Source organism: Schumannella soli, assembly GCF_006517435.1.
In the GTDB taxonomy this organism is placed as follows: Bacteria; Actinomycetota; Actinomycetes; order Actinomycetales; family Microbacteriaceae; genus Schumannella; species Schumannella soli.
In genome coordinates this window covers 139,702-163,985 of record NZ_VHQG01000004.1, presented here as the reverse complement: position 1 = coordinate 163,985, position 24,284 = coordinate 139,702, and the positions used below count along the sequence as shown (strand labels likewise).

Annotated in this window: 30 protein-coding genes and 2 tRNA genes; 13 read left to right on the top strand and 19 right to left on the bottom strand. The window is 71.4% G+C overall.

Features of this window, described 5'->3' with window-relative positions:
* Positions 1-64: 64 nt before the first annotated feature.
* Positions 65-1,750, top strand: coding sequence for a glycoside hydrolase family 13 protein (locus tag FJ657_RS13515; RefSeq protein WP_141164242.1), 1,686 nt, complete (start codon positions 65-67; stop codon positions 1,748-1,750).
* A gap of 32 nt (positions 1,751-1,782) precedes the next feature.
* Here FJ657_RS13515 and FJ657_RS13510 read toward each other — a convergent pair whose 3' ends face one another.
* From FJ657_RS13510 to FJ657_RS13480, 7 genes are all read right to left on the bottom strand, one after another.
* On the bottom strand, positions 1,783-2,136 hold the full coding sequence (locus tag FJ657_RS13510) for a metallopeptidase family protein (protein WP_141164241.1): 354 nt from the start codon (positions 2,134-2,136) through the stop codon (positions 1,783-1,785).
* Positions 2,133-2,726 (bottom strand): DUF2017 family protein, encoded by a 594-nt coding sequence (locus FJ657_RS13505; protein ID WP_141164240.1) that lies wholly within the window; start codon positions 2,724-2,726, stop codon positions 2,133-2,135. Before FJ657_RS13505 ends, FJ657_RS13510 begins: the two co-directional genes overlap by 4 nt.
* Entirely contained in the window at positions 2,723-2,971 is a 249-nt protein-coding gene (gene clpS, locus FJ657_RS13500) for an ATP-dependent Clp protease adapter ClpS (protein WP_181408980.1), read from the bottom strand. Before clpS ends, FJ657_RS13505 begins: the two co-directional genes overlap by 4 nt.
* A gap of 95 nt (positions 2,972-3,066) precedes the next feature.
* Positions 3,067-3,142 (bottom strand) — tRNA-His (locus FJ657_RS13495).
* 44 nt (positions 3,143-3,186) lie between these two features.
* Entirely contained in the window at positions 3,187-3,807 is a 621-nt protein-coding gene (gene orn, locus FJ657_RS13490) for an oligoribonuclease (protein ID WP_255447346.1), read from the bottom strand.
* Positions 3,808-3,954: 147 nt separating this feature from the next.
* Complete coding sequence (locus FJ657_RS13485; protein WP_141164237.1) at positions 3,955-5,250, bottom strand: MFS transporter; 1,296 nt, start codon at positions 5,248-5,250, stop codon at positions 3,955-3,957.
* On the bottom strand, positions 5,247-5,684 hold the full coding sequence (locus FJ657_RS13480; RefSeq protein ID WP_141164236.1) for a MarR family winged helix-turn-helix transcriptional regulator: 438 nt from the start codon (positions 5,682-5,684) through the stop codon (positions 5,247-5,249). Before FJ657_RS13480 ends, FJ657_RS13485 begins: the two co-directional genes overlap by 4 nt.
* Positions 5,685-5,757: 73 nt before the next feature.
* Here FJ657_RS13480 and FJ657_RS13475 point away from each other — a divergent pair, with 73 nt between their 5' ends.
* Together FJ657_RS13475 and FJ657_RS13470 are read left to right on the top strand one after the other, a co-directional pair.
* The gene (locus FJ657_RS13475; RefSeq protein ID WP_141164235.1) at positions 5,758-5,982 is read left to right on the top strand and encodes an SCO4848 family membrane protein; all 225 of its coding nucleotides are present in this window, start codon (positions 5,758-5,760) and stop codon (positions 5,980-5,982) included.
* A gap of 56 nt (positions 5,983-6,038) precedes the next feature.
* Positions 6,039-6,299 (top strand): thioredoxin family protein, encoded by a 261-nt coding sequence (locus FJ657_RS13470; RefSeq protein ID WP_141164234.1) that lies wholly within the window; start codon positions 6,039-6,041, stop codon positions 6,297-6,299.
* Here the strand turns inward: FJ657_RS13470 and FJ657_RS13465 are convergent.
* Positions 6,262-7,002, bottom strand: a complete 741-nt coding sequence (locus FJ657_RS13465) for a Pr6Pr family membrane protein (RefSeq protein WP_219995931.1) — start codon at positions 7,000-7,002, stop codon at positions 6,262-6,264. The genes FJ657_RS13470 and FJ657_RS13465 overlap by 38 nt on opposite strands.
* A gap of 31 nt (positions 7,003-7,033) precedes the next feature.
* Positions 7,034-7,109 (bottom strand) — tRNA-Arg (locus FJ657_RS13460).
* Between the two features lie 137 nt (positions 7,110-7,246).
* Between FJ657_RS13460 and FJ657_RS13455 the strand changes: the two genes are divergently transcribed.
* Positions 7,247-8,065, top strand: coding sequence for an SDR family NAD(P)-dependent oxidoreductase (locus tag FJ657_RS13455; RefSeq protein WP_141164232.1), 819 nt, complete (start codon positions 7,247-7,249; stop codon positions 8,063-8,065).
* On the opposite strand, the gene FJ657_RS13450 is transcribed toward FJ657_RS13455, so the two are convergent.
* From FJ657_RS13450 to FJ657_RS13440, 3 genes are all read right to left on the bottom strand, one after another.
* Entirely contained in the window at positions 8,053-8,832 is a 780-nt protein-coding gene (locus tag FJ657_RS13450) for a hypothetical protein (RefSeq protein WP_181408979.1), read from the bottom strand. The two genes, FJ657_RS13455 and FJ657_RS13450, sit on opposite strands and share 13 nt — an antisense overlap.
* 65 nt (positions 8,833-8,897) lie before the next feature.
* Positions 8,898-9,152 (bottom strand): hypothetical protein, encoded by a 255-nt coding sequence (locus tag FJ657_RS13445; RefSeq protein WP_141164231.1) that lies wholly within the window; start codon positions 9,150-9,152, stop codon positions 8,898-8,900.
* Positions 9,153-9,238: 86 nt separating this feature from the next.
* Entirely contained in the window at positions 9,239-10,243 is a 1,005-nt protein-coding gene (locus tag FJ657_RS13440; protein WP_141164230.1) for an aldo/keto reductase, read from the bottom strand.
* 95 nt (positions 10,244-10,338) lie between these two features.
* On the opposite strand from FJ657_RS13440, the gene msrA reads away from it, so the two are divergent.
* Positions 10,339-10,866 carry a peptide-methionine (S)-S-oxide reductase MsrA gene (gene msrA / locus FJ657_RS13435; protein WP_141164229.1) on the top strand — a complete coding sequence of 176 codons (528 nt, stop codon included), beginning with the start codon at positions 10,339-10,341 and terminating at the stop codon, positions 10,864-10,866.
* Between the two features lie 47 nt (positions 10,867-10,913).
* On the opposite strand, the gene FJ657_RS13430 is transcribed toward msrA, so the two are convergent.
* Positions 10,914-12,107, bottom strand: a complete 1,194-nt coding sequence (locus tag FJ657_RS13430; protein ID WP_255447345.1) for a glycoside hydrolase family 3 N-terminal domain-containing protein — start codon at positions 12,105-12,107, stop codon at positions 10,914-10,916.
* Between the two features lie 267 nt (positions 12,108-12,374).
* On the opposite strand from FJ657_RS13430, the gene FJ657_RS13425 reads away from it, so the two are divergent.
* The 5 genes from FJ657_RS13425 (at position 12,375) to FJ657_RS13405 (ending at position 16,292) form a co-directional block, all read left to right on the top strand.
* On the top strand, positions 12,375-12,587 hold the full coding sequence (locus FJ657_RS13425; protein WP_141164228.1) for a methyltransferase: 213 nt from the start codon (positions 12,375-12,377) through the stop codon (positions 12,585-12,587).
* Between the two features lie 226 nt (positions 12,588-12,813).
* Positions 12,814-13,350, top strand: a complete 537-nt coding sequence (locus FJ657_RS13420; protein WP_141164227.1) for a single-stranded DNA-binding protein — start codon at positions 12,814-12,816, stop codon at positions 13,348-13,350.
* A gap of 73 nt (positions 13,351-13,423) precedes the next feature.
* Positions 13,424-13,912: a DUF6993 domain-containing protein gene (locus tag FJ657_RS13415; protein WP_255447344.1), complete on the top strand. Its 489-nt coding sequence runs from the start codon at positions 13,424-13,426 to the stop codon at positions 13,910-13,912.
* A 99-nt stretch (positions 13,913-14,011) separates the two neighbouring features.
* On the top strand, positions 14,012-15,694 hold the full coding sequence (gene ettA / locus FJ657_RS13410; RefSeq protein WP_141164226.1) for an energy-dependent translational throttle protein EttA: 1,683 nt from the start codon (positions 14,012-14,014) through the stop codon (positions 15,692-15,694).
* Between the two features lie 118 nt (positions 15,695-15,812).
* Positions 15,813-16,292, top strand: coding sequence for an acyl-CoA thioesterase (locus FJ657_RS13405; protein WP_141164225.1), 480 nt, complete (start codon positions 15,813-15,815; stop codon positions 16,290-16,292).
* A gap of 130 nt (positions 16,293-16,422) precedes the next feature.
* On the opposite strand, the gene FJ657_RS13400 is transcribed toward FJ657_RS13405, so the two are convergent.
* The 3 genes from FJ657_RS13400 to FJ657_RS13390 form a co-directional block, all read right to left on the bottom strand.
* Positions 16,423-17,244, bottom strand: a complete 822-nt coding sequence (locus FJ657_RS13400; RefSeq protein WP_255447343.1) for a hypothetical protein — start codon at positions 17,242-17,244, stop codon at positions 16,423-16,425.
* Positions 17,244-17,918, bottom strand: a complete 675-nt coding sequence (locus tag FJ657_RS17240) for a DUF6114 domain-containing protein (RefSeq protein ID WP_255447342.1) — start codon at positions 17,916-17,918, stop codon at positions 17,244-17,246. Before FJ657_RS17240 ends, FJ657_RS13400 begins: the two co-directional genes overlap by 1 nt.
* Before the next feature lie 74 nt (positions 17,919-17,992).
* Positions 17,993-18,595: a DUF6230 family protein gene (locus FJ657_RS13390; RefSeq protein ID WP_141164224.1), complete on the bottom strand. Its 603-nt coding sequence runs from the start codon at positions 18,593-18,595 to the stop codon at positions 17,993-17,995.
* Positions 18,596-18,852: 257 nt separating this feature from the next.
* Here FJ657_RS13390 and FJ657_RS13385 point away from each other — a divergent pair, with 257 nt between their 5' ends.
* Positions 18,853-19,476, top strand: a complete 624-nt coding sequence (locus tag FJ657_RS13385; protein WP_141164223.1) for a TetR/AcrR family transcriptional regulator — start codon at positions 18,853-18,855, stop codon at positions 19,474-19,476.
* On the opposite strand, the gene FJ657_RS13380 is transcribed toward FJ657_RS13385, so the two are convergent.
* Positions 19,473-20,393, bottom strand: a complete 921-nt coding sequence (locus FJ657_RS13380) for an acyl-CoA thioesterase (protein ID WP_141164222.1) — start codon at positions 20,391-20,393, stop codon at positions 19,473-19,475. The genes FJ657_RS13385 and FJ657_RS13380 overlap by 4 nt on opposite strands.
* 20 nt (positions 20,394-20,413) lie before the next feature.
* Between FJ657_RS13380 and FJ657_RS13375 the strand changes: the two genes are divergently transcribed.
* A complete protein-coding gene (locus FJ657_RS13375; RefSeq protein WP_141164221.1) occupies positions 20,414-21,103 on the top strand; it encodes a DUF8185 domain-containing protein in 690 nt (229 codons plus the stop codon).
* Positions 21,104-21,139: 36 nt separating this feature from the next.
* On the opposite strand, the gene FJ657_RS13370 is transcribed toward FJ657_RS13375, so the two are convergent.
* A complete protein-coding gene (locus FJ657_RS13370) occupies positions 21,140-22,801 on the bottom strand; it encodes an FAD-binding dehydrogenase (RefSeq protein ID WP_141164220.1) in 1,662 nt (553 codons plus the stop codon).
* 139 nt (positions 22,802-22,940) lie between these two features.
* A complete protein-coding gene (locus FJ657_RS13365; RefSeq protein WP_141164219.1) occupies positions 22,941-23,312 on the bottom strand; it encodes a winged helix-turn-helix transcriptional regulator in 372 nt (123 codons plus the stop codon).
* A gap of 114 nt (positions 23,313-23,426) precedes the next feature.
* Here FJ657_RS13365 and FJ657_RS13360 point away from each other — a divergent pair, with 114 nt between their 5' ends.
* Complete coding sequence (locus FJ657_RS13360; RefSeq protein ID WP_141164218.1) at positions 23,427-24,281, top strand: SDR family oxidoreductase; 855 nt, start codon at positions 23,427-23,429, stop codon at positions 24,279-24,281.
* The last annotated feature ends 3 nt before the right edge of the window (positions 24,282-24,284 follow it).

Below are 24,284 nucleotides of genomic sequence, written 5' to 3'. Positions count from 1 at the left end.
ATGCGGCAGGGTGGAAGGACCGCGTGACCACACGATGACGTGACCCCGCACGAGAGGATGCCGAATGGCCCAGCCCGACACCCGATCCGACGCCGTCCCGCTCGGCCTCGACCCCGACTGGTGGCGTCAGGCCGTCGTCTACCAGGTGTATCCGCGCAGCTTCGCGGATGCCGACGGCGACGGGATCGGCGACCTGCCCGGCGTCACGAGTCGCGTGAGCTACCTGCGCGACCTGGGCGTGGATGCGGTCTGGCTGAGTCCGTTCTATCCCTCGGCGCTCGCCGACGGCGGTTACGACGTCGACGACTACCGGAACGTCGACCCGCGCCTGGGCACGCTCGACGATTTCGACGCGATGGTCGCCGCGCTGCACGGCGCCGGCATCCGCGTGATCGTCGACATCGTGCCGAACCACAGCTCGAACCGCCACGTCTGGTTCCAGGAGGCGCTCGCGTCGCCGAAGGGCTCGCACGCCCGCTCGCGCTACGTCTTCCGCGACGGGCTCGGCGAGAACGGCGAGCTGCCGCCCTCCGACTGGCAGTCGGTGTTCGGCGGCTCCGCCTGGGAGCCGGTCGGCGACGGCCAGTGGTACCTGCATATCTTCGCCACCGAGCAGCCCGACCTGAACTGGGCGCTGCCCGAGGTGCGCGAGGACTTCCTCACGACGCTGCGCTTCTGGAGCGACCGCGGCGTCGATGGCTTCCGGGTGGATGTCGCGCACGGCCTTGCGAAGGATCTCCCGCCGGTGCTGCCGAGCGCCGCCCAGCTGGCCGAGATCGCGAAGCGCGAGGACGGCAGCCACGCCCTCTGGGATCGCGACGAGCTCGAGGAGATCTACGCCGACTGGCGCCGCGTCTTCGCCGAGTACACGCCGCCGCGCATCGCCGTCGCCGAGGCCTGGGTGCCGGCATCCCGGCGTGCCCGCTACGCCACGGCGCTCGGCCAGGCCTTCAACTTCGATCTGCTCGAGGCCGACTTCGACGCGGACCAGTTCCGCCAGATCATCTCCTTCAACCTCGCGCAGTCGGCGTCGAGCGGATCGAGCAGCACCTGGGTGCTCTCGAACCACGACGTCGTGCGCCACGCGACCCGCTACGGCCTGCCGCCGCGCGGCACCGGCGAGGGCGCCGACACCCTGAAGAGCGGAACCGCCTGGCTGCTCTCCGGCGGAGAGGAGCCGCCGCTCGATGCGCTCGGCGGCCTGCGCAAGGCTCGGGCCGCGACGCTGCTGCTGCTCGGCCTGCCCGGCTCGGCCTACCTCTACGAGGGCGAGGAGCTCGGCCTGCACGAGGTCGCCGACATCCCCGCCGACCAGCGTCAGGATCCGACCTTCTTCCGCACGAACGGCGGCGAGATCGGACGCGACGGATGCCGGGTGCCGATCCCGTGGACCGTCAGCGGCCCGTCGTTCGGCTTCGGCTCGGCCGGCGCGCATCTGCCGCAGCCGGCCTGGTTCGGAGCCAGCTCCGTCGAGGCCGAGGCGGGTGTTCCCGGCTCGACGCTCGAGCTCTACCGCAGCGCCCTCGCGCTGCGCCGGCGGCTGCAGGGCGACGAGACCCTCGACTGGGTCGAGGTCGGCGACCCGGATGCGGTGCTCGCCTTCCGGCGCCCCGGTGGCTGGCTCGTCGTGACGAACCTGGGCGAGACGAACATCCCGCTGCCCGAGGGCGAGCTGCTGCTCTCGAGCGAGGCGCTCTCCAGCGCGGAGCTGCCGCCCGCGACGACCGCCTGGATCCGCACCTCGGACTGAGACGTGTCACCGGCTGGGATGGAGCGAGAACCTCAGGCCCAGCCCAGCCGGTGCAGCTCGTCGTCGTCGATGCCGTAGTAGTGCGCGATCTCGTGCACGAGGGTGACGTGGATCTCGTCGCGCAGCTCGTCCTCGGTCTCGCTGATCGCGAGGAGCGGCTCGCGGTAGAGCACGATCCGGTCGGGCAGCTCGCCGAAGCCGTAGACGTCGCGCTCGGTCAGCGCCGTGCCCTCGTAGAGGCCGAGCAGGTCGAGTGAGCGGTCCTCCGGGCGGTCCTCCGTGACGAAGACCACGTTCTCGAGTCCGTCGACCATCTCGTCGGGCAGCGCATCCAGCTCGTCGACGACGACCGTCTCGAACTCCTCGGGTGTCAGCTCCAGGCTCATCGCGCTCCTCCGCTCGGGGCGGCGCCGCCCTCGTCGTCGTCACGTCGATCATCGTGCGCATCGGCGTCGTCGTCATCGTCGTCGGTGTCGGCGTGCTCGATCCCGTCGGGCAGCGCGATCTCGGTCGGCGCGATGCCGTCGAGCTCGTCGAGCGCTTCGATCAGCGTCCACTGCAGCTGGCCGAGCCACTCGTAGACGGCGCCCGGCGTCGTGTTCGGCACCGCGTCGTCGTCGGTCTCGATGCCGAGTCGCGAAGCGAGGGCGGTGCGCAGATCGGTGAGCGTCCGCGCCCAGCCGTCCGCCTCGTCCGGATCGAGCAGCGCGCTCGACTCGTCGGCGTGCAGCCGCGCAGCCAGGCGTCGCGCCGCCGCGGCCTTGCGGTCGACGAGGTCGCTCGTGGTCCAGCGCCGGAACTCCGCATCGGCCTCGGCGTCGTCCGGGTAGGCGGAGGGCAGCATCCGCCCGCGCGCCGGATCGCGCTCGTCGTCGACGATCTCGGCCAGCTGCTCGGCGAGTCCCGCGAGGATGCCCGCCTCGCCCTCGGCGAAGTCCACGCGCACGCCCGTGCCCTCGGCGCGCACCCGGGTCACGCGTCGTCCTTGGCGACCGTGGCCTGCAGGCCGTACTCGTGCATCGCCTCGACGTGCCGTTCCATCTCCTCGCGCGGACCCGAGGCGACGACGGCGCGACCCTCGGTGTGCACGAGCATCATCAGCCGGTGCGCCTCGCCCTGCGGGTAGCCGAAGTAGCGGCGGAACACCCGCTCGACGTAGGCCATGAGATTGACCGGGTCGTTCCAGACGATCGTGAGCCACGGCGTCGAGAAGTCGGCCACGGTGAGCTCGTCCCGCTCGAGATCGAGATCCGGCCGGGAAAGGACGTCAGTCCCCCCCTCACCGTGATCGGCGAGGGCGGGGACTGGACGTGACATGGGGTGGATGACGGGACTTGAACCCGCGGCCACCGGCACCACAAGCCAGTGCTCTACCAACTGAGCTACACCCACCATGTGCGCTTCCGACGCTTCCGTCTGGACGCAACCAGACGATACTACGACAAACGCGGGGCCCAGAGTGACACGACCGCTTCCGAGGCCGCCTTCGCCTCGTCGCTGGTCGGCCCCGGGTCGCCCACGAAGACCGCGCGACGGTAGTACTCGAGCTCGCGGATCGACTCGAGGATGTCGGCGAGCGCGCGGTGTCCGCCGTTCTTGGTGGGGGACTGGAAGTACGCGCGCGGGAACCAGCGGCGCGAGAGCTCCTTGATGCTGGAGACGTCGACGCTGCGGTAGTGCAGGTGGTTGTCGACCCGCGGCATGTACTTCGCGAGGAACGAGCGGTCGGTGCCGATCGTGTTGCCGGCCAGCGGGGCCGTGCGGTTCTCGGGCGCGAACTTCAGGATGTACTCGAGCACCTGGTATTCGGCGTCGGCGAGCGAGACGCCGTTCGGGATCTCGTCGATGAGCCCGCTCGTCGTGTGCATGTCGCGCACGAAGTCGCCCATGTTGTCGAGCGCCGACTGATCCGGCTTGATGACGACGCTGAAGCCGTCGTCGAGGGGCTTGAGGTCGTAGTCGGTGACGACGACCGCGACCTCGACGAGCTCGTCGACCTCGAGGTCGAGTCCCGTCATCTCGCAGTCGATCCAGACCAGTACATCCGCGTGAGGCACGGGGTTCACCTTATCGATCGGGGGATGTGCGCGACCGGATGCTCTCCGGACTGGGGACGGATCGGCGGCAGCGCCCCGGTTGAGGGACGGCAGAAGGGTGGATGCGCGGCGTCGCGTGACCCGCATCCACCCGCCCGTCTGCGCGCCTCAGGCCGCGTCGCCGAGTCCGATCGCGTCGGCTTCGGTGATCGCGGGCGGCTCCGCCTCGCCGTCGACCCGGGCGAGCGCCGAACGGCGGGCGAGGATGACGATTGTCGCCACCAGCACCGAGACGCCGCCGACGTAGAAGGGGATGCCGACGCTGCCCGTGAGGGCCTTGATCAGGGCGGCGAGCGGCGGGGCGATCGCGCCGCCGACGAAGCGCACGGCCGAATACGACGACGAGGCGACGGAGCGCGGCAGGTCGGTGGCCTCCATGACCGACTCGGTCAGCACCGTGTTGAGCACGCCGAGGAACAGGCCGCCGACGATCACGCAGACCACGAGCACGGTCGGGATCGCCGCGAAGACGCCGGCGACGATGAGCGTGAGCGCGAGCAGCGGCAGCGCGATCGCGAGCGCCGTGGTGCGGCGCACGCGGGCGGTCAGCAGCGGGGCGAGCCAGACGCTCGACACGGCGACCGCGAGGCCCCAGCCGAAGAAGGTCACGCCGAGATCGAGCGGGGTGAAGGTCTTCGGCAGCGCGAACGGAGTCCAGGCCAGCAGCGTGAAGAAGCCGATGTTGTAGAACAGGGCGGCGATCGCGAGGGTCAGCAGGCCCGGATCGCGCAGCGCGCGCAGCGGAGCGGAGAGCTTCGTCGGCTGGCGGCTCGCCTTGTCGTCCTTGCCCAGCAGCACCGTGATCGCGATGAAGGCGATCGCCATGAGCACGGCGACACCGAAGAACGGGCCCTGCCAGGCGATCGAGCCGAGCAGACCGCCGACGAGCGGACCGACGGCGATGCCGAGCCCGAGCGCGGCCTCGTAGAGGATGATCGCCGCGCTCGAGCCGCCGCTCGCCGCGCCGACGATCGTCGCGAGGGCCGTGGAGATGAAGAGGGCGTTGCCGAGCCCCCAGCCGGCCCGGAAGCCGATGACCGCATCCACGCTGCCGCTCAGCGCCGCCAGCGCGGCGAAGACGACGATCAGGCCAAGGCCGATCAACAGGGTCGCCCGCGCGCCGATGCGGCTCGAGATGAAGCTCGTGACGAGCATCGCGATGCCGGTGATGAGCAGGTAGCTCGTGAAGAGCAGCTCGGTCTGCGTCTCGGTCGCCTGCAGGTCCTTCGCGATGGCCGGCAGGATCGGGTCGACGAGGCCGATGCCCATGAAGGCGATCACGCAGGCGAAGGCGACCGCCCAGACCTGCTTGGGCTGCTTGAGGATGTGCGGCTTCTCGGCGCCGCCGTGGTGCGCGCCACCGTGGTGGGTGCTGCCGTGCTGCGTGTGGGTGTCGTTCGTCATGCGGTGACCTTCTCGGGGGATGCGGTGGTGCGGGTCGCGAGGATGTCGGCGGCCCGGTCGAGGGCGGCCCAGTCGGCGTCGTCGAGGCCGTCGAACCAGGGGGTGAGCGCCTCGCCGAGCTCGCCGCGCCACTCGTCGAGAGCGGCGCGGCCCTTCGGGCTGAGCTGGATGAGCCAGGCGCGCGAGTCGGCGGTGTCGGCGACGCGGGTGACGTGCTCGACCTCGACGAGGGTGGCGAGCAGGCGGGTCATTCCGGGCTGGGTGACTCGGCAGGCGGCGGCCAGCTCCCCGACGCGCAGGGGGCCCTCCGACTCCAGCACCGCGAGCGTGCGCCAGTGCGCGACGGGGGCGGTGTTGCCGGTGGCGAGGGCGGCGATGCGACCGAGGCGGTGCGCCGACTGAACGAGCGACGAGATGGTGTCGGTTCTGTTCACTCGGCAAAGTGTATACCCGAGTTATATAACTCTGCTAACTATCTCGCGACCGGCCCGCGGATACGGTGGACGCGTGACCGTCTTCGCCATCGTCGTGCTGCTGCTGACCGCCCTGTTCAACCTGGTCTCGTGGCCGCGCTTCTACCCGCGCATCAAGAACGACCCGCGTGCCCGCGACGAGAACGGCCGCGCCACCGTCTTCCTCAAGGTGCACGTCATCCTCATCGCGATCGCCCTCGTCATCGCCGTGCTCAGCGTGGTCGCGGCGATCCTGCTGATCGTCCAGCTCGCGAGCTGAGACCCGCGCCGCCGGATCCGAGGAATCCCGGGCCGCCTCCCGCGGTTGCACGCCCCATGCGCGTCGACTTCTACAGCTCCAGCTTCTGCGCGCCGTGCGCGGCGGCGCGCAGCGTGCTCGACGACGCGGCGAAGCTGCTGCCCCAGCTCGAGATCGTCGAGCGCAACGTGGCGCAGCATCCCGACGCCGCCGACGCCGACCGCATCGGCTCGACGCCGACGATGATCGTGCGCTCGGGCGACGGTGCCGAGGTCTACCGCGCCGAAGGCGTTCCCTCGGTCAACCAGCTGCTGGTCGCGCTGGCTCGCGCCGTCTGATCCGGGTCACGAGGATGCCGAGCGCGGCGACGACCCCGAACAGCAGAGCGATCCCGACGACGTAGATCCACACCGAGGCGTAGCCCGTCGGCGACAAGGCGGGGTCGAGGAACGGATAGGGGTACCAGCTCTGGCGCGACTGCGTCTGGTCGTAGACGAGCGGCCCGCGCAGCAGGGCCACGGCAGCCCAGGCGAGCGGGTGGATGAGCGTGAGCCACAGCCGCTTCCACGGCACCCGCCCACGTCCCGGGCCGACGAGCCAGTCGACGATGATGAGCGCCGGCGCGACGACGTGATGGATCTCGCTCGGCCAATCCGGCCCCGACCCGCCGCCGTGCACCGCGATGCCGCGCAGCAGCACGTTGTAGACGATGCCCGTGATGGTCATGTCGACGAGCACGATGAGGCGCAGTGTCGTCAGCCACGACGGCTCGGCTCCGGCAGAGCTGCCACGGCCGGCACGGCCGCTGCGGTCGCGACCGCGTCGCAGCAGCAGCACCGCCGCGATCACGAGCACGACCGCGCCGAGCACGTTCGACTGGATCGTGAAGTACGCCGCGAAGTTCACGTTGAGGGTGACGCGGTCGGGGTAGCCGTTCGCCGCCCAGTCGGCCGCCGCGTCGATGTACGACTTCACGGTGGCCACCGACATCGCGATGGCGAGCAGGATCCGCAGCGCTGCGGTCACGGTGTCTCTCGTCACAGATCTTCTTCGATGCTGTCGTCGGAACGGATGGCCCCCCCGGAGAGATTCGAACTCCCGACCAGCCGGGTAGAAACCGGATGCTCTATCCACTGAGCTACGGGGGGAAGGCCGATCACGATTCTAGAGTTCGCCTGGCTGGTCCTCGCGATCCCAGGGGCGAGGCGGACTGTCGCGTCGCGATCGACGGACGGATGCTGGACTCACGACGCCGAACTGGGCGCCGTCGCGACAAGGGAACGGCATGAGCAGCACATCCACCACCGGGGCCGCCACGGGCGGGGAGTCGGACGGCGTCGCCGTCGTCACGGGCGCGTCGTCGGGCATCGGCCGCGCCTTCGCCGAGCGGCTCGCCGCCGACGGGCGCCCGCTGATCGTGGTGGGCCGCAATCGCGAGCGGCTCGACGAGCTCGCCGAGCGTCTGCAGGTCGACGTCGAGGTCGTCGTCGCCGACCTGGCCGACGCCGCCGACACCGGCCGCCTCGCGGCGCTGCTCGCCGAGCGTGAGGTCGCGCTGCTCGTCAACAACGCCGGCGTCGCGCACTACGGCGCCTTCGCCGAGCTGCCGGCCGAGAAAGCCGATGAGCTGATGGCGGTCAAGATCACCGCGCCGACGCTGCTGGCGCGCGCGGTCGTTCCCGGGATGCTCGCGCGCGGCGCGGGCGCGATCATCAACGTCGCCGGGATGCTCGCCTACAGCGGCCCCGCGCCGCTCGCCGAGCTGCCGTTGCGGCGTGCCGTCTACGTCGGCGCGAACGCGCATCTCGTCGCGCTGTCGCAGACGCTGGATGCGGAGCTGCGTGACGCGGGCATCCGCGTGCAGGTGCTGTGTCCGGGCGTGGTCGCCACGGAGTTCCACGAACGTCAGGGCATGGACCTCAGCGCGGTACCGCGCATGTCGCCCGAGGATGTCGCCGCCGCGAGCCTGCGCGGACTCGAGCTCGGCGAGGTCGTCACGGCACCGGGCGTCGAGGACGCCGGGCTCCTGGATGCGGCGTCAGCCGCGAGCATGGCGGCGTTCCGCGGCCAGTCTCCCGAACTCGCGAGCCGCTACCGCGCCTGAGGTGCGGAGCTGTCGGCCGACGCGGCGCTCGTCGGGGTCGTTCCGGTCGAGGGCTCCGCGGTCGAGGTCTCGGCGGTCGTCGTCTCGACCGCGCGGGTCTCGACATCCGTCTCCACGGCGCGGGTCGCGGTGTCGGCGGCCGTCGGGGTCGCCGCGGTCGTCGTGCCGATCTCGCGCTCGGCGGCCTTCTCGGGCTTGGCGCTCGTCGCCGCGGTGAACTGCTTCTCGGCCCACTCCTGCTGCTGCAGAACGACGGGGTCGACCTTCTGCGGCTCGTCGTAGCGCCAGCGGTCGAGGTCGGCGGCGAAGAGCTTGCGCGCGCGGCCCGGCTTGTTCTGCCATTCGACCAGGCGGTCGCGGTACTCGGCGAGGGTCTGGTCGGCCTGGAAGCTGTAGCTCACCGAGTTGGTGCGCATGTCGGTGAGCTCGTGCGCGGCCCAGTCGGCGGCGAGGGCGGCGCCCGGCAGCGGCAGCAGGCGCACCTGCACGTCGGCGGCGGCGGCGAGGATGGCGAAGTGCTCGCGGGTCTGCGGAGCCTGGCTGTCCCAGCGGGCCGCGGTCTGCCCCGCCGCGATGAGCGCGGCCACGGCCGAGGCCCGGGTCTCGCGATCGCGCTGGGCGACGAGGCGCTTGACGGCCCCGCGGCCGATCAGCGCGGCGATGATCGCGCCGATCACGATCGCGACGAAGGGGATGATCGCGCCGAAGACGAGGTCGTGACCCTGAGCCGTGCCGAACCAGTCGACGATGTCGTTCCACCACTGCATGCGCGCAGATTACGTCGGGCTGAACGGGATGCCGGGGCGCACGGTCGCGCGTCGCTCAGATCGGATCACACCCACCGCACCATGTCGAGCGCGTCGCCGGGGGAGTCGAACTCGCCCAGCACGACCATCTGCGCGGTGCCGTGTCGCATCCGCTTGCTCTGCCAGCGCGGCGCGCCCGCCACCTCGACCTCGTCGACGTAGCCGAGCACCTGGCCCTGCCCGCGGGTGACGCGCCAGCGCAGGTTGGCCAGCGGCACGACCTGCACGCCGGCGCGCCGGACGGGGTAATCGGGGGTGGGGCGCAGTCCGAGCTTCGTCATGGTTCGAATCTATGTTCGACCACCGACATCCCGCGGGACGGGACGGGGCGAGCGCGAGGCGGCGCCGTCCGCCCCGCGCATCCCGCTCAGCCGCGCCCGGTGCCGTCGACCGCGAATGGCTCGATGCGTGCGAGCTCCTCGTCGCTCAGCGCGGTGTTCTCGAGCGCGCGCAGCGTGTCCTCGAGCTGCGCGACGCTCGAGGCGCCGACGAGCGCGCTCGTCACCTGCGGCTGGCGCAGCACCCACGCGATCGCGAGCTGCGCCAGCGACTGCCCGCGCTGCTCGGCGATCACGTTCAGGCCGCGCGCCCGGTCGAGGTAGGTCTCCGAGATGGTGCTCTCGCTGATCCAGCGCCCCTCGCTCGCGCGCGATCCTGCGGGGATGCCGTCGAGGTAGCGGGCCGTCAGCAGGCCCTGGGCGAGCGGCGAGTAGACGATCGCTCCCGCGCCGAGCTCGGCCAGCGCATCCCAGAGTCCGTTCTCCGGCGCGCGGTCGAACATGTTGTAGCGCGGCTGGTGGATCGTGAGCGGTACGCCCTCCGCCGCCAGCGCCGCGGCCGCCGCTCGCGTCTGCTCGGGCGAGTAGTTCGAGATGCCCGCGTAGAGCGCCTTGCCCTGGCGCACGGCGTGGGCGAGGGCGCCCATGGTCTCCTCGATCGGCGTCTCGGGGTCGGGGCGGTGCGAGTAGAAGACGTCGACGTAGTCGACACCCAGTCGGCCGAGCGACTGGTCGAGCGAGGCGAGCAGGTTCTTGCGCGAACCCCACTCGCCGTAGGGGCCGTCCCACATGAGGTAACCGGCCTTCGACGAGATGAGGATCTCGTCGCGGTAGGCGCGCAGGTCGTCGGCGAAGATGCGGCCGAAGTTCGACTCCGCCGATCCGGGAGGCGGCCCGTAGTTGTTCGCGAGGTCGAAGTGGGTGATGCCGAGATCGAAGGCGCGGCGCACGATCGCGCGCTGCGTCTCGCGGGCGCGGTCGGCGCCGAAGTTGTTCCAGAGGCCCAGCGAGACGCGCGGGAGCTTGAGCCCGCTGCGCCCCGAGCGCACGTAGTCGAGGTGGTCGTAGCGGTTCTCAGCGGCGAGATAGCTCATGGGTTCGACGCTAGCGGCACCGACGGAACAGGATGGGGTGGCGGGGCGTTGCAGACAGCGAAACCTCCCCGATCCACGGAAAGCAGGTTCATCACATGCGCACTTTCGTCGTCGCCGGCGGATGCTTCTGGTGTCTCGACGCCGTCTACCGCACGCTGCAGGGCGTGAAGGACGTCGTGTCGGGCTACACGGGCGGCTCCACCGTCGAACCCAGCTACGAGGCCGTCTGCACCGGAGCGACCGGCCACGCCGAGGCCGTCGCCGTCACCTTCGATGAGACCGTCATCCCCTCCTCCGTCATCCTCGACGTGTTCTTCACGCTGCACGACCCGCGTCAGCTGAACCGTCAGGGCAACGACGTGGGCACCCAGTACCGCTCGGCCATGTTCTACGCCGACCAGGAGCAGAAGGCCGAGTTCGAGGCCGCCCGCGACCGCGCCGCTGAGATCTGGGAGGGCGACATCGTCACCACGATCGAGCCGCTCGGCGTCTACTGGCGCGCGGAGGAGTACCACCAGGACTTCTTCGCCAAGAACCCGGGCCAGGGCTACTGCCTCGCGGTCGCGCTGCCCAAGGTCAACAAGGTGCGCAAGAGCTACGCGCAGTACGTCCTGGCGAGCTGAGCCTCACGGGCTGAGTCGTCGCGCGAGGTGAGCTTCGCCGAGCCGACTCAGCTGCGGCGGTCCGCGATGACCCGGCGGGCCGCCGCATCCACCGTCGCCGCGAACCGCGGGTCGCTCTGCGCCCGCGCGACGACGGCGTCGATCATGGATGCGGCCACGCTCGCGTCGGCGGAGACCAGCAGCTGGTCGCACCCCGCCGCCAGGGCCAGCACGGCGCGATCGCCGGGCGCCCAGGCCTTCAGCTGCGCCGTCGCGGACAGGTCGTCGGTCACGATGAGCCCGCGGAAGCCGAGCTGCTGGCGCAGCAGCTGTGTCACGACGACCGGTGAGAACACGGCCGGTGCGCTCGGGTCGATGCCGGCGTAGACGGCGTTCGACATCATCACCGCTCCGGTCGACGGCAGCAGCCGGCGGAAGGCGCCGACGTCGGCCGAGTCGACGGTCACCGCGCGGTCGGTCACGTCGTTCGCGGTGTCGGTGTTCGCCGTGACGTGGCCGAGCCCGGGGAAGTGCTTGAGCACGGGCGCGACGCCCGCCCCGCGCATCCCCTCGGCCACGGCCCCGGCGTGAGCGACGATCGTGTCGGGGTCGTACCCGAACTGGCGGTCGTAGCCGCCGATCGGCGGATTGCCGCGCGCCTCGGCGGGCGAGCCGACGAGATCGGCGACCGGGCCGAGGTTCATCGTCACACCCGCGCTGCGCAGCTCGGCGGCCCAGGTCGCCGCCGAGGCCTTCAGCGTCGCCGGGTCGATGCCGCCCTGATCGAGCGCGGAGGGGATGTCGCTGAAACCGGGCCCGCGCAGCACCTGCACCTGGCCGCCCTCCTGATCGGTGGCGACGGTCAGCGGCACGTCGGCCGCGGTGCCCGGGGTCGGCGTGATGCCGGTGAACTGGGCGACGAGCTGCGCGGTCGCCGACGTTCCCGCGCGCGAGCGACCGGCCAGGAAGAGGCCGCGCACGCCGCGGTTCGTCACCGCGTCGATCGTCGCCGGGTCGGCGCTGGTGGCCGGCGTTCCGACGATGAAGAGCAGACCGACCTTCTGCTGCACGCTGAGCCCGGCGATCGGATCGGGCGTCGCCGAGGGCGAGGGATGCGCGGTGCCGCCGCCCGCGGAGGGCTTCGGCGTCGGAGCGGCCGGGGCGCACGCCGCGAGGGAGGTCGCGGCTGCCAGAGCCAGCGCGGCCGCCAGCAGGCGAGGGAGGGCGGAGCGCCGGGTGAGGGCGCGACGTCGGGGGAGCATCGCGACCATGATGCCCCGCCGTGCCGACATCCGCGCCGGGATTCCGGCGGCATCCGCATCCGCCCCGCCGTCGGCGGCGTGCGATGGCGTCCAGCGGTATCCGGCCCACCGCCCGTGAGCGACGCGTGGACCGGCTGGGCATCGCCTCCGCTGTGCGTCGCGCCTCTGTCGTCCGGGCGCGGGCAGGCGTAGTGTGCCCGGCACAAGGACGCCGGAGTCCGAGTTCCGGCGACCGTGCAGACCGTCACGACGGCGAAGGAGCACGAGATGAGCACATCGACCATGACCCGGCAGACCTGGGTGGCGTTCGGCCCCGCGGGAGCGGTCGGCTCGATCCACCGCACCGACGACGGATTCGTCGTCAAGATGGTGAGCGACGGCCGGTATCGCGGGGTCTATCCCAGCCTGAACGTGGCCAAGGGAGCCCTGCACGCGGCGATGAAGCCCGGCTCCGACTGGCCGGAGTTCCACGAGCACTGAGCTCGTCGGGAGCGGGGCCGCGCGCCTCTCCTCCCCAGACGCCGATCGGCGCGATCCCTCCACGGATGGGGTCCTCGCCGGTCGGCGTCGTGCTGTTCCCGGCCACGCTGGTGAGCATCGGATGTCGGGCTCCTTCCCGGCACGAGCGGGCCCGGCATCCGACCGCACCGATGGCATCCCGCCCCGTGCGGATCGCAGCTCGCGCCGGACGCCAGGAGGCCACACCATGTCGGACACCATCACGCTCACCGGGCTCGTCGGCACCGAGCCGCGCCACGTCGTCACCGGCGACGGGCTCGAGATCACCACCTTCCGTCTCGTCTCGACGCACCGCCGCTTCGACCGCGTCGAGCGCAAGTGGATCGACGGCGACACCAACTGGTACACGATCAGCTCCTTCCGTCACCTCGCCGGCAACGTGCACGGCTCGGTCAAGCAGGGCGACCGGGTCGTCGTGACCGGCCGAGTGCGGCTGAAGGAGTGGACGAAAGACGACCGCTCGGGCGTGACGGTCGACATCGAGGCCGACGCGATCGGGCACGACCTCAGCTGGGGCACGAGCGTCTACTCGCGGGTGATCCGCAGCTCGACCACGAAGAGCGACGGCGGGGAGGGCTCCGAGGCGTCGCGGGAGGAGAGCGCGGCGAGCTCGTCGGGCTCGCCGACGGGAGCCGGTCCGGTGGATGCGGACGGCTGGGCCGCGCCGGGAGCCGACGCCGACCGGCCCGCGGCGCTCGACGACGCCATCCCGACGCCGTTCTGAGATCCGCTCCGCTCGCGCGACGTAGACTCGTCGCGGCCCGCGCCCGAGCGGGAGCACGACGAGACGGGGGACCATGCCGCACACCGCCACCGCGCGCCGCAGCGTCGGCATCGCGATCGGATCCGGCGGAGCGGCGGCCGCCCTGGCCGTGCTGCTGCTCACGGGCTGCACGCCCAGCTCACCCGAGCCGAGCGGCTCGCCGAAGCCGAGCGCCTCGTCGTCCGCCTCGGCGGCGCCGAAGCTCGACCCCACAGGCGATGCCGACGACAACAAGGCCTACTTCGACGCCGTCAACACGAAGCTCGTCGCCGCGGGCGGCGACCTCGGCGGCCGCACCTTCATCGACACCCTCGTGAAGGCCGGCTTCGACAAGGCCGCCATGGAGGTCACCTCCGACACCACGGCGGTCGGGCTCAAGGCCGACAACATCCAGTTCTCGGTCAAGCTCGGCACGACCTGCCTCATCGGCCAGTACGGCAACATCGGCTACCACTCGACCACCGCCGCCGCGATGGACACGGGCAAGTGCCTGATCGGCAACACCCGCGCGATCGACTGGTAGCCGGCGTCGACCCCGCTGACCGCGGCGGCGCGCCCCGCTGAGCCCGAGCGCGGTCCGATCCGGTCAGCCCACCACCCCACGCGAAACTAGGATCGGAACATGGCCGAATTCATCTACTCCATGGTGCGTGCCCGCAAGAAGGTCGGCGAGAAGCTGATCCTCGACGACGTCACCATGTCGTTCTACCCCGGAGCGAAGATCGGCATGGTCGGCCCCAACGGCGCCGGCAAGTCGACCATCCTCAAGATCATGGCCGGGCTCGACCAGCCCTCCAACGGCGAGGCGCGCCTCAGCCCCGGCTACAGCGTCGGCATCCTCATGCAGGAGCCGGTGCTCGACGAGACCAAGACCGTTCTGGAGAACATCCAGGACGGCGTGGCCATCAAGGCCAAGCTCGACCGCTTCAACGAGATCTCCGCCCTCATGGCCGAGCCGGACGCCGACTTCGACGCGCTGCTCGCCGAGATGGGCACCCTGCAGGAGGAGATCGACGCCGCCGACGGCTGGGACCTCGACTCCCAGCTCGAGCAGGCGATGGATGCGCTCCGCACGCCCCCGGGCGACGCCGCGATCGCGCCGCTCTCCGGTGGTGAGAAGCGCCGCGTCGCGCTCGCGAAGCTCCTGCTGCAGAAGCCCGACCTGCTGCTGCTCGACGAGCCCACCAACCACCTCGACGCCGAGAGCGTGCTCTGGCTCGAGCAGCACCTCAGCTCGTACAAGGGCGCCGTCATCGCGATCACCCACGACCGGTACTTCCTCGACAACGTCGCGGAGTGGATCGCCGAGGTCGACCGCGGTCACCTGTACCCCTACGAGGGCAACTACTCGACCTATCTCGAGAAGAAGGCCCAGCGCCTCGAAGTGCAGGGCAAGAAGGACGCGAAGCTCGCCAAGCGCCTCGCCGACGAACTCGACTGGGTGCGCTCGAGCGCCAAGGGACGCCAGACCAAGTCGAAGGCGCGCCTCGCCCGGTACGAGGAGATGGCCGCCGAGGCGGAGCGCACGCGCAAGCTCGACTTCGAGGAGATCTCGATCCCGCCGGGCCCGCGCCTGGGCAGCGTCGTGATCGAGGCGAAGAAGCTGCAGAAGGGCTTCGAAGAGCGCGGTCAGCTCATCGACGGCCTCTCGTTCTCGCTGCCGCCGAACGGCATCGTCGGCGTCATCGGCCCGAACGGCGTCGGCAAGACCACGCTGTTCAAGACGATCGTCGGCCTCGAGCCCCTCGACGGCGGAGACCTGAAGGTCGGCGAGACCGTCAAGATCAGCTACGTCGACCAGAGCCGCGCCAACATCGACCCCGAGAAGACGCTGTGGGAGGTCGTCTCCGACGGCCTCGACATCATCACGGTCGGCAAGACCGAGATCCCCAGCCGCGCCTACGTGTCGAAGTTCGGGTTCAAGGGACCGGACCAGCAGAAGAAGGCCGGCGTGCTCTCAGGTGGTGAGCGCAACCGCCTCAACCTGGCGCTGACGCTCAAGGAGGGCGGCAACCTGCTGCTGCTCGACGAGCCCACCAACGACCTCGACGTCGAGACCCTGCAGTCGCTCGAGAACGCGCTGCTCGAGTTTCCCGGCTGCGCCGTGGTGATCACGCACGACCGGTGGTTCCTCGACCGGATCGCGACGCACATCCTCGCCTACGAGGGCACCGACGAGAACCCGTCGAACTGGTACTGGTTCGAGGGCAACTTCGAGGCCTACGAGTCGAACAAGATCGACCGCCTCGGCCCGGACGCCGCAGCCCCGCACCGCTCGGTGCACCGCAAGCTGACGCGCAGCTGATCGAACGAAGCGGAGGCCCGCACGGGCCTCCGCTTCGTCGTCGTCGTCGGCGCGCGCTCGCCGTCGTCGACGCCCCGCCATCCGCTCAGCGCCATCCGCCCACGAAGGGACGCCCGCCATGACCCGTCTGCACGTGCCGATTCGGCTGCGCTGGAACGACCTCGACGCCTACGGCCACGTCAACAACGCGGCGATGCTCGTACTGCTCGAGGAGGCGCGCATCCAGGCCTTCTGGGCCACCGACGCCGCGGGCGCCGAGTCGGCCGTCGGCGGCACCACCGCGATCCTCGACGGCAGCCCCGGCGCCGCCACCATGACCCTCATCGGGCGGCAGGAGGTCGAGTACCTCGCGCCGATCCCGTACCTGCGCCGTCCGCTCGACGTGCAACTCTGGCTCGGCCACCTCGGCGGCGCCAGCCTCGAGGTCTGCTACGAGGTGCGCTCGCCGGAGGGCGGCGAGTCGCTGCTTTACGCCAAGGCCGCGACGACGATCGTGCTCGTGGATGCCGCCTCCGGCCGCCCGCGGCGCATCACCGACGCCGAGCGCGAAGCCTGGACGCCCTACCTCGAAGCGCCGATCGAGTTCCGCCGCCGCTGACCGCGCTGACCCCGCTGACTGCGCTGAGCCCGCATCCGCTCATCAGCACACAGCACAGCAGAAGGGCGTGACCCCGCAGATCCGCGGGGTCACGCCCTTCTCGCGTCGGCCGAATCAGCCGAAGACCGTGTCAGCCGAAGTACTGGTGCACCGGCGTGAAGCTGATGCGATCACCCGTCACCCCGACGAGACCGAGCGACACCTGCAGCAGCTTCGGCGGCAGCTCATCGCCGGGCAGCGGCGTCTGCGCGCCCAGGCTCAGGCCGACGCCGTTCGGTCCGGTCGCGCTGACCGAGTCGAGGTACACGACCACGTGGCCCTGCAGCTCCATCCGGCCCGCCTTCGTGACCAGAGCGTCGCCGCCGGCCTCGTGGCGCACATCCAGCACGAAGTCGTCGATCGCGATCGAGTCGACCTCGAGCTTGATCACGGGCGTGCGCGAGCCGTCGGCGAGCGGGACGGTCACGAGGCTCAGGCCCTTGAGGCCGGTGAATGACAGCGACGATCCCTCGAGCTGAGCGGCCGGGAGCGTCATCACGGGCGCGTCGGGATCGGCGATCGCGTCGGCCGGCGCGGGCGGGGGAGTCGGGCTCCCCGGCGTCGCGCCGCCGGATCCTCCGCTGCCCGAGCCCGGCAGCCCGGGGATCGGCAGACCGGGGATGGGGCTGCTCGGTGAGGGCGTCGGCGACGGCGTGGAACCGCCGCCCGAGCCGGAGCCGCCGTCCGAGCAGTCCATGAGCAGCGGGATGCAGAACGCGGCGGGGGCGGTGCCGTTCGGCGTCGAGGCGGGCAGGGGCGCCGCGCCGATGCCGAGCAGTGCCGTCGCGGCGAGTGCGACCAGACCGAGCAGGCCGCCGCGGCGCACGGCGCCGGAGCGCGGCGCGACCGACCGCCGCGCGCCAGCGCGGGCGCCGTCGGCGCGGCGCGCGGTGTCAGAGGAGAACGAGCGCATCAGGCCGAGGCCTCGTCGCCGCTCGCGGCATCCAGTTCCGTCGAGCGCGCACGGCGGGCTCGCTTCGCTGCGGCCTTGCGCTGCGCGTCTTTCGGCGACCAGGCGACCGTCATGATGCCGCCGACCACCGCCAGCAGCATCCCGACCAGGAATCCGCCGAGGTTGACGCCGACGATCGAGTAGAGCGCGAGGGCGAGCGCGATCACGCCGTAGAAGATGCGGTGGGCAGGCATGAGCATCGTGAGCACGCCGAGCAGCACGAGCGCGAGCGGGATGACGGTCGCCTGAAGGCCTTCGATGCCGAGCGAGACGTGGATGCGTCCCAGATCCAGCTGGCCCGAGAAGAACAGCTCGACCCCGCCGAGCATCGTGAGGATCGTGCCCAGGAAGGGGCGGCGCGCGCGCCAGGCGCGGAAAGCCGCGCGGCGGCCGGAGCTCTGGACGACGCCGTCGTCCGCGGGCTCGGCGTCGCCCCCGACGCCATCGCCCGCGGCGGAGTCATGTCCGGCCGCCGCGCTCGAGGGCGCCGACCCGAATGCGGCGTCCTCGTCCCCGGCGCGGTCGGGCACCCCACCCGCGAGCGCCGTGGTCTCGATCGCGCCGTCGTCACCGGGCTCGGGCAGGCCGTCGTCGGCCAGCTCGTCGTCGTGTCGTGAGGGGCGGATCATGGTCATCGTCTCTTCCGATCGTCAGGGGTGTCGGGGGCAGGATGAGGCTGTCGGCGGGGGTCACCGCCGCACCGCTGCGCTCAGAAGCACTCCTGGTCACTGAGCTCGACGTGCATCCCGGTGAGGGTGAAGACGCTGGCCTGGGTCGTCCACGAGACCTGCTGCAGGTTCGTGATCGAGATCGTGTCGCTGTCCTGCGCGAAGTCGCCGGCGCTGCCCTTCTTGTCGGTGTTGACCTGCGAGGCGTCGACGCCGATGCGCACGTTGCCGAAGCTTGTGTCGCCCTTGAGGTCGGTCATGCCGATCTGCAGATCGGTCGCGCTGGCGGGCGTGTCGCCGCCGCCGGCGGTGATGCGCATGCCGACCTTGCCGAGCGGCGTCTCGGTCGAGACCGACTGGCACAGGTTCGCGAGAGTCGCCTTCTTGATGTTGGCGATCGCGACCGGGTGCTCCTTGCCCTCGGTGTCCTTCGTGGTGCCGGCGTACTGCGAGAAGCCGGTGCCCTCGAGCTGGCTGGAGCTGATCTTGAACTGGCTGCCCGAGATCGCGAATGAGACGGGCACGGCACCCTGGGCGACGCCGCCGAGGGTGACGGCGGCCACGAGCCCGACGGGAACCGAGACGAGGGCGATGCGCCCGGCGTGACTGCGCACGATCTTGCGCAACGAGGGACGGAACGGCATGAATCCTCCTTGATCCACGGTGGTGCCGGTGCCTTGTCGGCGCCGATCGATCCACTCGTGAGACCGGAGAACACGTCGGCTATGACGCGGTTCCGAGAACACATTCTGATCGATCGACACCGGTGACCCGGCGTCGTCGGTCGGCCACGATACGCCTTATTGACGCTCTGTCAATAGACAGCCGTAGTGCTGAGAGGCCGCCGTCGAGGGGATGCGTGGCTCGGTGCGCGTCCGGACGGGCTGGTTAAGCTGTGCTCATGTCGGCCGAGCGGAGGACCCGCCTCTCGCCCGAGGACCGCCGTTCTCAGCTCGTGGTGACGGGCGTCGCGGCGCTCGCCGACCATCCGCTCGACACGGTCACGATCGAGTTCCTGTCGCGCGCGGCCGGCGTCTCGCGGGCGCTCGTCTTCCACTACTTCGGCTCGCAGGCGGGTCTGCGGCGCGAACTCGTGCGCACCGCCCGCGACAGCATGCTGCGCGCGACCGAGCCGGTCGCCGAGCTGGCGGCGCTGGAGCGCCTCGACGACACCCTGCGGCGCATCGTCGAGTTCGTCGAGCAGCACCGCGGCACCTTCTTCTCGCTTGTGCGCGGCGTCGCCTCGGCCGACGCGGAGGTGCGTCGGGTCGTCGAAGAGGCCCGCCGCGAGCAGGCCGACCGCGTCACCGCCGTCGCCCTCGAACTCGGGGCCGTCGATACCCCGCTGCTGCGCATCGCGCTGCGATCCTGGGTCTCGTTCGCCGAGGAGGTGCTGGTCGAGAGCGTGCTCGAGCACGAACTGCCCGCCGACGAGATCGTCGGCTTCCTCTCCCGCAGCGCGCTCGCGGTCGCCGGCGCGATCGACGCCCCCGGCTCGGCCTCCTCGACGCAGGGCCCCCGCTAGGTGACCTGCCCGCGCGACAGCGGGCCGAGATCCCCGTCCGGCGCATCGCCGCGCGGAACCCGGATCATGCCCTCCTGGGTGACGCTCGCCACGAGCTGTCCGGCGAGATCGTAGATGCGCCCGGTCGAGAGCCCGCGCCCGCCGACGGCGTTCGTCGACTCCTGCGTGTAGAGCAGCCACTCGTCGGCGCGAGCCGGTCGGTGCCACCACATCGCGTGGTCGAGGCTCGCCATCTTCAGGCCCGGCGTGACCCACGGGATGCCGTGCGCGCGCAGCGTCGGCTCGAGGATCGTGTAGTCGCTCGCGTAGGCGAGAGCGGCCTGGTGCAGCTTCGGGTCATCGGGCAGGGCGCCGATCGCCCGCATCCACACCGCCTGGGTCGCCTGGTGCGGCGCGTCGGCGCGAAGGTAGACCGGCGTCTCGACGTGGCGGATGTCGAAGGGCCGCTGCTCGCCCCAGAACTTCGCGATCGGATGGTCGAGCCCGGCGAGCGCCTCGGCCGTGGTCGGCAGCGACTCCGGTTCGGGGAACGCGGCCAGATCGAGCGGGTGCTGATGGTCGAGACCATCATCCACGTCCTGGAACGACGCGATCATCGACAGGATCGGCAGGCCGTCCTGGTAGGCCTGGGTGCGCCGGGTCGAGAAGGAGCGTCCGTCGTGGATGCGGTCGACCGAGAAGGTGATCGGCTGCTCGATGTCGCCGGGGCGCAGGAAGTAGCCGTGCATCGAATGCGCGAGCCGGTCGTCGGCGACCGTGCGCATCGCCGCCGTGATCGCCTGCGCGAGCACCTGGCCGCCGAAGACGCGGCCCTGCGGCATCCACTGGCTCGGGCCGGTGAAGATGTCCTCCGAGGTGCGCGCCCCGGTGTCGGTCAGGTCGATCGCCCGCAGGAAGCCCGACAGAGGGTCGCTCATGGCTTGTAGTTTAGGAGCAGATGAGCAAGCCATTCACCCTCTCCGACCCCCTCTCGCTCGAAGACCTGCGCAGCTTCGCCGGCCGCGCCGCCCGTGTCGAGGAGGGCTCCGTGCGCCTCATCGCCGGCGGCGGCGTGCTCGCCGCCTATGCCGCGGTGCTCTACCCGATCGGCCTGCTCGACGAGGCGCCGACCGTGCTGGGGCTGCGCACCTACGCGCTCACCGACACCGAGCCCTTCGACGTCGTCGTGCCGGTGCGCTCGCTGCTGCAGCGCCTCGAGCGCTCCGCGAGCGAGCTCGAGCGCCGTGATCCCGACCACTTCGCCGCCCCCGTCGACGTGTCGACGCCGATCGAGGTGCACACCGTCACCTGGGCCGCGATCTCACCGCCGCGCGGCGGCTGGGTGCGCAGCGGAACGCTCGATCCCGCGCTGCTGCAGCAGGCCGCGGAGGCGGGCATCGCCGAGGTCGCCGAGGCCGTGCCCGAGGCGGTCGGCGAGTCGATCGTGCGCAAGGTGCGCGGACAGGTCTGGAGCCGTCCCGTCGACGAGCTCGACCACATCCCCGCCGGCGCCGGCTTCGCGGCCCTCAGCCTCGGATTCCTGGGGGAGGACGAGGTCGCCGTGTTCGAGTCGGGCCCGTGGACGCGCCTGACGACCAAGCGCGGGCACGTGCTGGTCAAGCGCAAGCCGTGGACGCTCGCGCGCTGAGGTCGGCGCGCGAGCTCTGACGCCAGCGCTCGAGCCCTAGAGCGACGCCGCGACCGCCCGACCGGCGACGCGCCCCGAGAACAGGCAGCCGCCGAGGAACGTGCCCTCGAGCGACCGGTAGCCGTGCATCCCGCCGCCGCCGAAGCCGGCCGCCTCGCCGGCCGCATACAGGCCGGGGATCGGCGCGCCGCTGGCATCCAGCGCCCGCGCCTGCAGGTCGGTCTGGATGCCGCCGAGCGTCTTGCGGGTCAGAACCCGCAGGCGCACCGCGACGAGCGGGCCGTTCGCCGGATCGGTGACCTTGTGCGGCTTCGCGACGCGGATGAGCTTGTCGCCGAGGTAGCGGCGGGCGTCGCGCACGGCCGCGATCTGGGCGTCTTTGCCGAAGCGATTGTCGAGCTCGCGGTCGCGCGCATCCAGCTCGGCGCGGGCGGCCTCGGGGTCGAAGACGCCCGCGGGCGAGGCCTGCTCGATGCGGTCGAGCAGCTCGTCGAGGGTGTCGGCCACGAGGAAGTCCTCGCCGTCGTGCAGGAACCTCTCGACGGGATCCGTCGCCCCGCTGCCGAGGCGCTGGCGCAGCAGCTCGCCCAGGTGCTTGTCGGTCAGGTCGGGATTCTGCTCGCTGCCCGAGAGGGCGAACTCCTTTTCGGCGACCTGCCGCGTGGTCACGAACCAGCTGTGATCGTGGCCGGTCTTGCGCAGCCACTCGAGCGTGCCGAGCGTGTCGAATCCCGGGAAGAGCGGCACCGGCAGCCGGGCGCCGGTCGCGTCGAGCCAGACGCTCGACGGGCCGGGCAGGATGCGGATGCCGTGCCCCTGCCAGACCGGCGAGTGGTTCGCCACGCCCTCGACGTAGTGCCACATCCGGTCGGTGTTGACGAGGCGGGCGCCGGCGTCAGCGCTGATGTCGAGCATGCGGCCGTCGACGTGCGCGGGTACGCCGGCGAGCAGGTTCTCGGCGGCGGGCGCCTCGCCGAGCCAGTCGGGCCAGGCGGCGCGCACGAGCTCCGGGTCTCCGCCGATGCCGCCGGCGGCCACGATCACGGCGCTCGCCTCGAGCGCGAACTCGCCCACCGCATCCCGGTTGCTCGGGGCGCCGCGTTCGGCGGCGTCGGGGGCGAGCAGGGTTCCGGATGCGCCGACGACGGCCCCGTCGCGCACGATCAGCTCGTCGACGCGGTGGCGGAAGCGCAGCTCGGCGCGGCCCTCGGCGACGCCGCGGCGCACGCGCGAGAGGAACGGCTCGACGACGCCGGGGCCCGTTCCCCAGGTGATGTGGAAGCGGGGGACCGAGTTGCCGTGCCCCGTCGCCGTGTAGCCGCCGCGCTCGGCCCAGCCGACCACCGGGAAGAAGCGCACGCCCTTCTCGTGAAGCCAGTCGCGCTTCTCGCCGGCCGCGAAGCGCAGGTAGGCCTCGGCCCACTGCTCGGCCCAGTCGTCCTCATCGCGGTCGAACTCGGCGCTGCCGAACCAGTCCTGCCGGGCCAGCTCCAGGCTGTCGTGAACGCCCAGGCGGCGCTGCTCGGGCGAGTCGACGAGGAACAGCCCGCCGAACGACCACCAGGCCTGCCCGCCGAGGCTCTGCTCGGGCTCCTGGTCGAGGATCACGACCGTGCGCCCGGCGTCGAGCAGCTCGCTCGCGGCGACCAGGCCGGCGAGGCCGGCGCCGATCACGATCGCGTCGGAGTTCTGGGGCATGTGCGCCTCCCGCAGGGTGTCGGGTGCCGCTCTCGGGGGAGCGAGCGGCGCAGACGAGCCTAGCGAGACGGTTCTGGATGCCGGGGGTGCGGGAGCCGGCGCGGGCGCGGACGCCGCCGCACCGCGGACGCCGCGGGCGTCAGCCGCGCTGCGGCGCCATGATCCCCTCGGCGCGGGTGGCGACCCACTGCACGAAGGGCTCCAGGTGCTCGAGCAGCTCCGAGCCCAGGGGAGTGAGGCTGTAGTCGACGCGCGGGGGGATCGTGGGGTGCGCGTCGCGCTCGACGAATCCGTCGCGCTCGAGGGTGCGCAGCGTCGAGGCGAGCATCTTCTCGCTGATGCCGTCGACCGCGCGGCGCAGCTCGCCCCAGCGCAGGGTGCCGCCGCCGAGCGCAAGCAGCACGAGCACGCCCCACTTGCTGGTCACGTGGTCGAGAACGTCGCGCGTGGGACATCCGGCCGTGAAGATATCGGACTGTGACGCCCGCAAAGACTCAAGACTTACCACCATGCGGGTATCTTACCTGAAAGTAGGTACCTTCTTTCGGGAAGCATGTCAGCATCCACCCCGTTGGCCATCGACGGAAACGCGAACCCGCGGAAGCTCCTCGAAAGGACTCGCCCCATGACCATCCTCGTCACCGCCGCCGGACACCTCGGCCGTCTCGCCGTGAAGTCGCTCATCGCCCGCGGCGTCGCGCCGACCGACATCCGCGTCGGCGCGCGCACCCTGTCGAAGGTCGACGACCTCGTCGCCCTCGGCGTGAACGCCGTCGAGCTCGACTACGACCGCCCCGAGACCGTCACGGCCGCCGTCGCCGGCGCCGAGAAAGTGCTGCTGATCTCGGCCAGTGAGCCGGGCAAGCGCGTGCCCCAGCACCAGGCCGTGATCGACGCGGCGAAGGCCGCCGGCGTCAGCCAGCTCGTCTACACGAGCGCCCCGCACGCCGACTCGAGCTCGCTCATCCTCGCTCCCGAGCACAAGGCCACCGAAGAACTCATCGTCGCTTCGGGCGTTCCCGCGACAGTGCTGCGCAACAACTGGTACCACGAGAACTACACCGGTCAGGTGCCAGGCGCCGCGGAGTCGGGCGTGCTGATCGGCAGCGCCGGCACCGGTCGCGTCGCCAGCGCCAGCCGCGCCGACTACGCCGAGGCCGCCGCCGCCGTGCTCACCACCGAGGGTCACATCGGCCAGACCTACGAGCTCGCCGGCGACACCGCCTGGGACTACGCCGGCCTCGCCGCCGCGATCTCGGAGATCACCGGGCGTCCCGTCGGGTACCAGAACCTCGACACCGCCGCGCACGTCGCCGCGCTCACCGGCTTCGGGCTCGACGAGGGCACCGCGGGCTTCGTCTCGGCGCTCGACGCGAACATCGCCGAGGGCACCCTCGCCGAGGCGAGCAACGTGCTCTCGGGCCTCATCGGCCGCCCGACGACCCCGCTCGTCGACGGACTCCGCGCCGACCTGGCCTGATCG

Bases quoted from the DNA above. Each gene is read 5' to 3' on its own strand.
- FJ657_RS13445 (WP_141164231.1), bottom strand. From the start codon at position 9,152: ATGACGAAGCTCGGACTGCGCCCCACCCCCGATTACCCCGTCCGGCGC.
- FJ657_RS13430 (WP_255447345.1), bottom strand. From the start codon at position 12,107: ATGCTCCCCCGACGTCGCGCCCTCACCCGGCGCTCCGCCCTCCCTCGC.
- FJ657_RS13470 (WP_141164234.1), top strand. From the start codon at position 6,039: ATGCGCGTCGACTTCTACAGCTCCAGCTTCTGCGCGCCGTGCGCGGCG.
- FJ657_RS13420 (WP_141164227.1), top strand. From the start codon at position 12,814: ATGTCGGACACCATCACGCTCACCGGGCTCGTCGGCACCGAGCCGCGC.
- FJ657_RS13510 (WP_141164241.1), bottom strand. From the start codon at position 2,136: ATGAGCCTGGAGCTGACACCCGAGGAGTTCGAGACGGTCGTCGTCGAC.
- FJ657_RS13380 (WP_141164222.1), bottom strand. From the start codon at position 20,393: ATGAGCGACCCTCTGTCGGGCTTCCTGCGGGCGATCGACCTGACCGAC.
- msrA (WP_141164229.1), top strand. From the start codon at position 10,339: ATGCGCACTTTCGTCGTCGCCGGCGGATGCTTCTGGTGTCTCGACGCC.
- FJ657_RS13400 (WP_255447343.1), bottom strand. From the start codon at position 17,244: ATGCGCTCGTTCTCCTCTGACACCGCGCGCCGCGCCGACGGCGCCCGC.
- FJ657_RS13375 (WP_141164221.1), top strand. From the start codon at position 20,414: ATGAGCAAGCCATTCACCCTCTCCGACCCCCTCTCGCTCGAAGACCTG.
- FJ657_RS13425 (WP_141164228.1), top strand. From the start codon at position 12,375: ATGAGCACATCGACCATGACCCGGCAGACCTGGGTGGCGTTCGGCCCC.
- FJ657_RS13390 (WP_141164224.1), bottom strand. From the start codon at position 18,595: ATGCCGTTCCGTCCCTCGTTGCGCAAGATCGTGCGCAGTCACGCCGGG.
- FJ657_RS17240 (WP_255447342.1), bottom strand. From the start codon at position 17,918: ATGACCATGATCCGCCCCTCACGACACGACGACGAGCTGGCCGACGAC.
- FJ657_RS13485 (WP_141164237.1), bottom strand. From the start codon at position 5,250: ATGACGAACGACACCCACACGCAGCACGGCAGCACCCACCACGGTGGC.
- FJ657_RS13415 (WP_255447344.1), top strand. From the start codon at position 13,424: ATGCCGCACACCGCCACCGCGCGCCGCAGCGTCGGCATCGCGATCGGA.
- FJ657_RS13365 (WP_141164219.1), bottom strand. From the start codon at position 23,312: ATGGTGGTAAGTCTTGAGTCTTTGCGGGCGTCACAGTCCGATATCTTC.
- FJ657_RS13370 (WP_141164220.1), bottom strand. From the start codon at position 22,801: ATGCCCCAGAACTCCGACGCGATCGTGATCGGCGCCGGCCTCGCCGGC.
- FJ657_RS13455 (WP_141164232.1), top strand. From the start codon at position 7,247: ATGAGCAGCACATCCACCACCGGGGCCGCCACGGGCGGGGAGTCGGAC.
- ettA (WP_141164226.1), top strand. From the start codon at position 14,012: ATGGCCGAATTCATCTACTCCATGGTGCGTGCCCGCAAGAAGGTCGGC.
- FJ657_RS13405 (WP_141164225.1), top strand. From the start codon at position 15,813: ATGACCCGTCTGCACGTGCCGATTCGGCTGCGCTGGAACGACCTCGAC.
- FJ657_RS13515 (WP_141164242.1), top strand. From the start codon at position 65: ATGGCCCAGCCCGACACCCGATCCGACGCCGTCCCGCTCGGCCTCGAC.
- FJ657_RS13360 (WP_141164218.1), top strand. From the start codon at position 23,427: ATGACCATCCTCGTCACCGCCGCCGGACACCTCGGCCGTCTCGCCGTG.
- FJ657_RS13450 (WP_181408979.1), bottom strand. From the start codon at position 8,832: ATGCAGTGGTGGAACGACATCGTCGACTGGTTCGGCACGGCTCAGGGT.
- FJ657_RS13440 (WP_141164230.1), bottom strand. From the start codon at position 10,243: ATGAGCTATCTCGCCGCTGAGAACCGCTACGACCACCTCGACTACGTG.
- FJ657_RS13385 (WP_141164223.1), top strand. From the start codon at position 18,853: ATGTCGGCCGAGCGGAGGACCCGCCTCTCGCCCGAGGACCGCCGTTCT.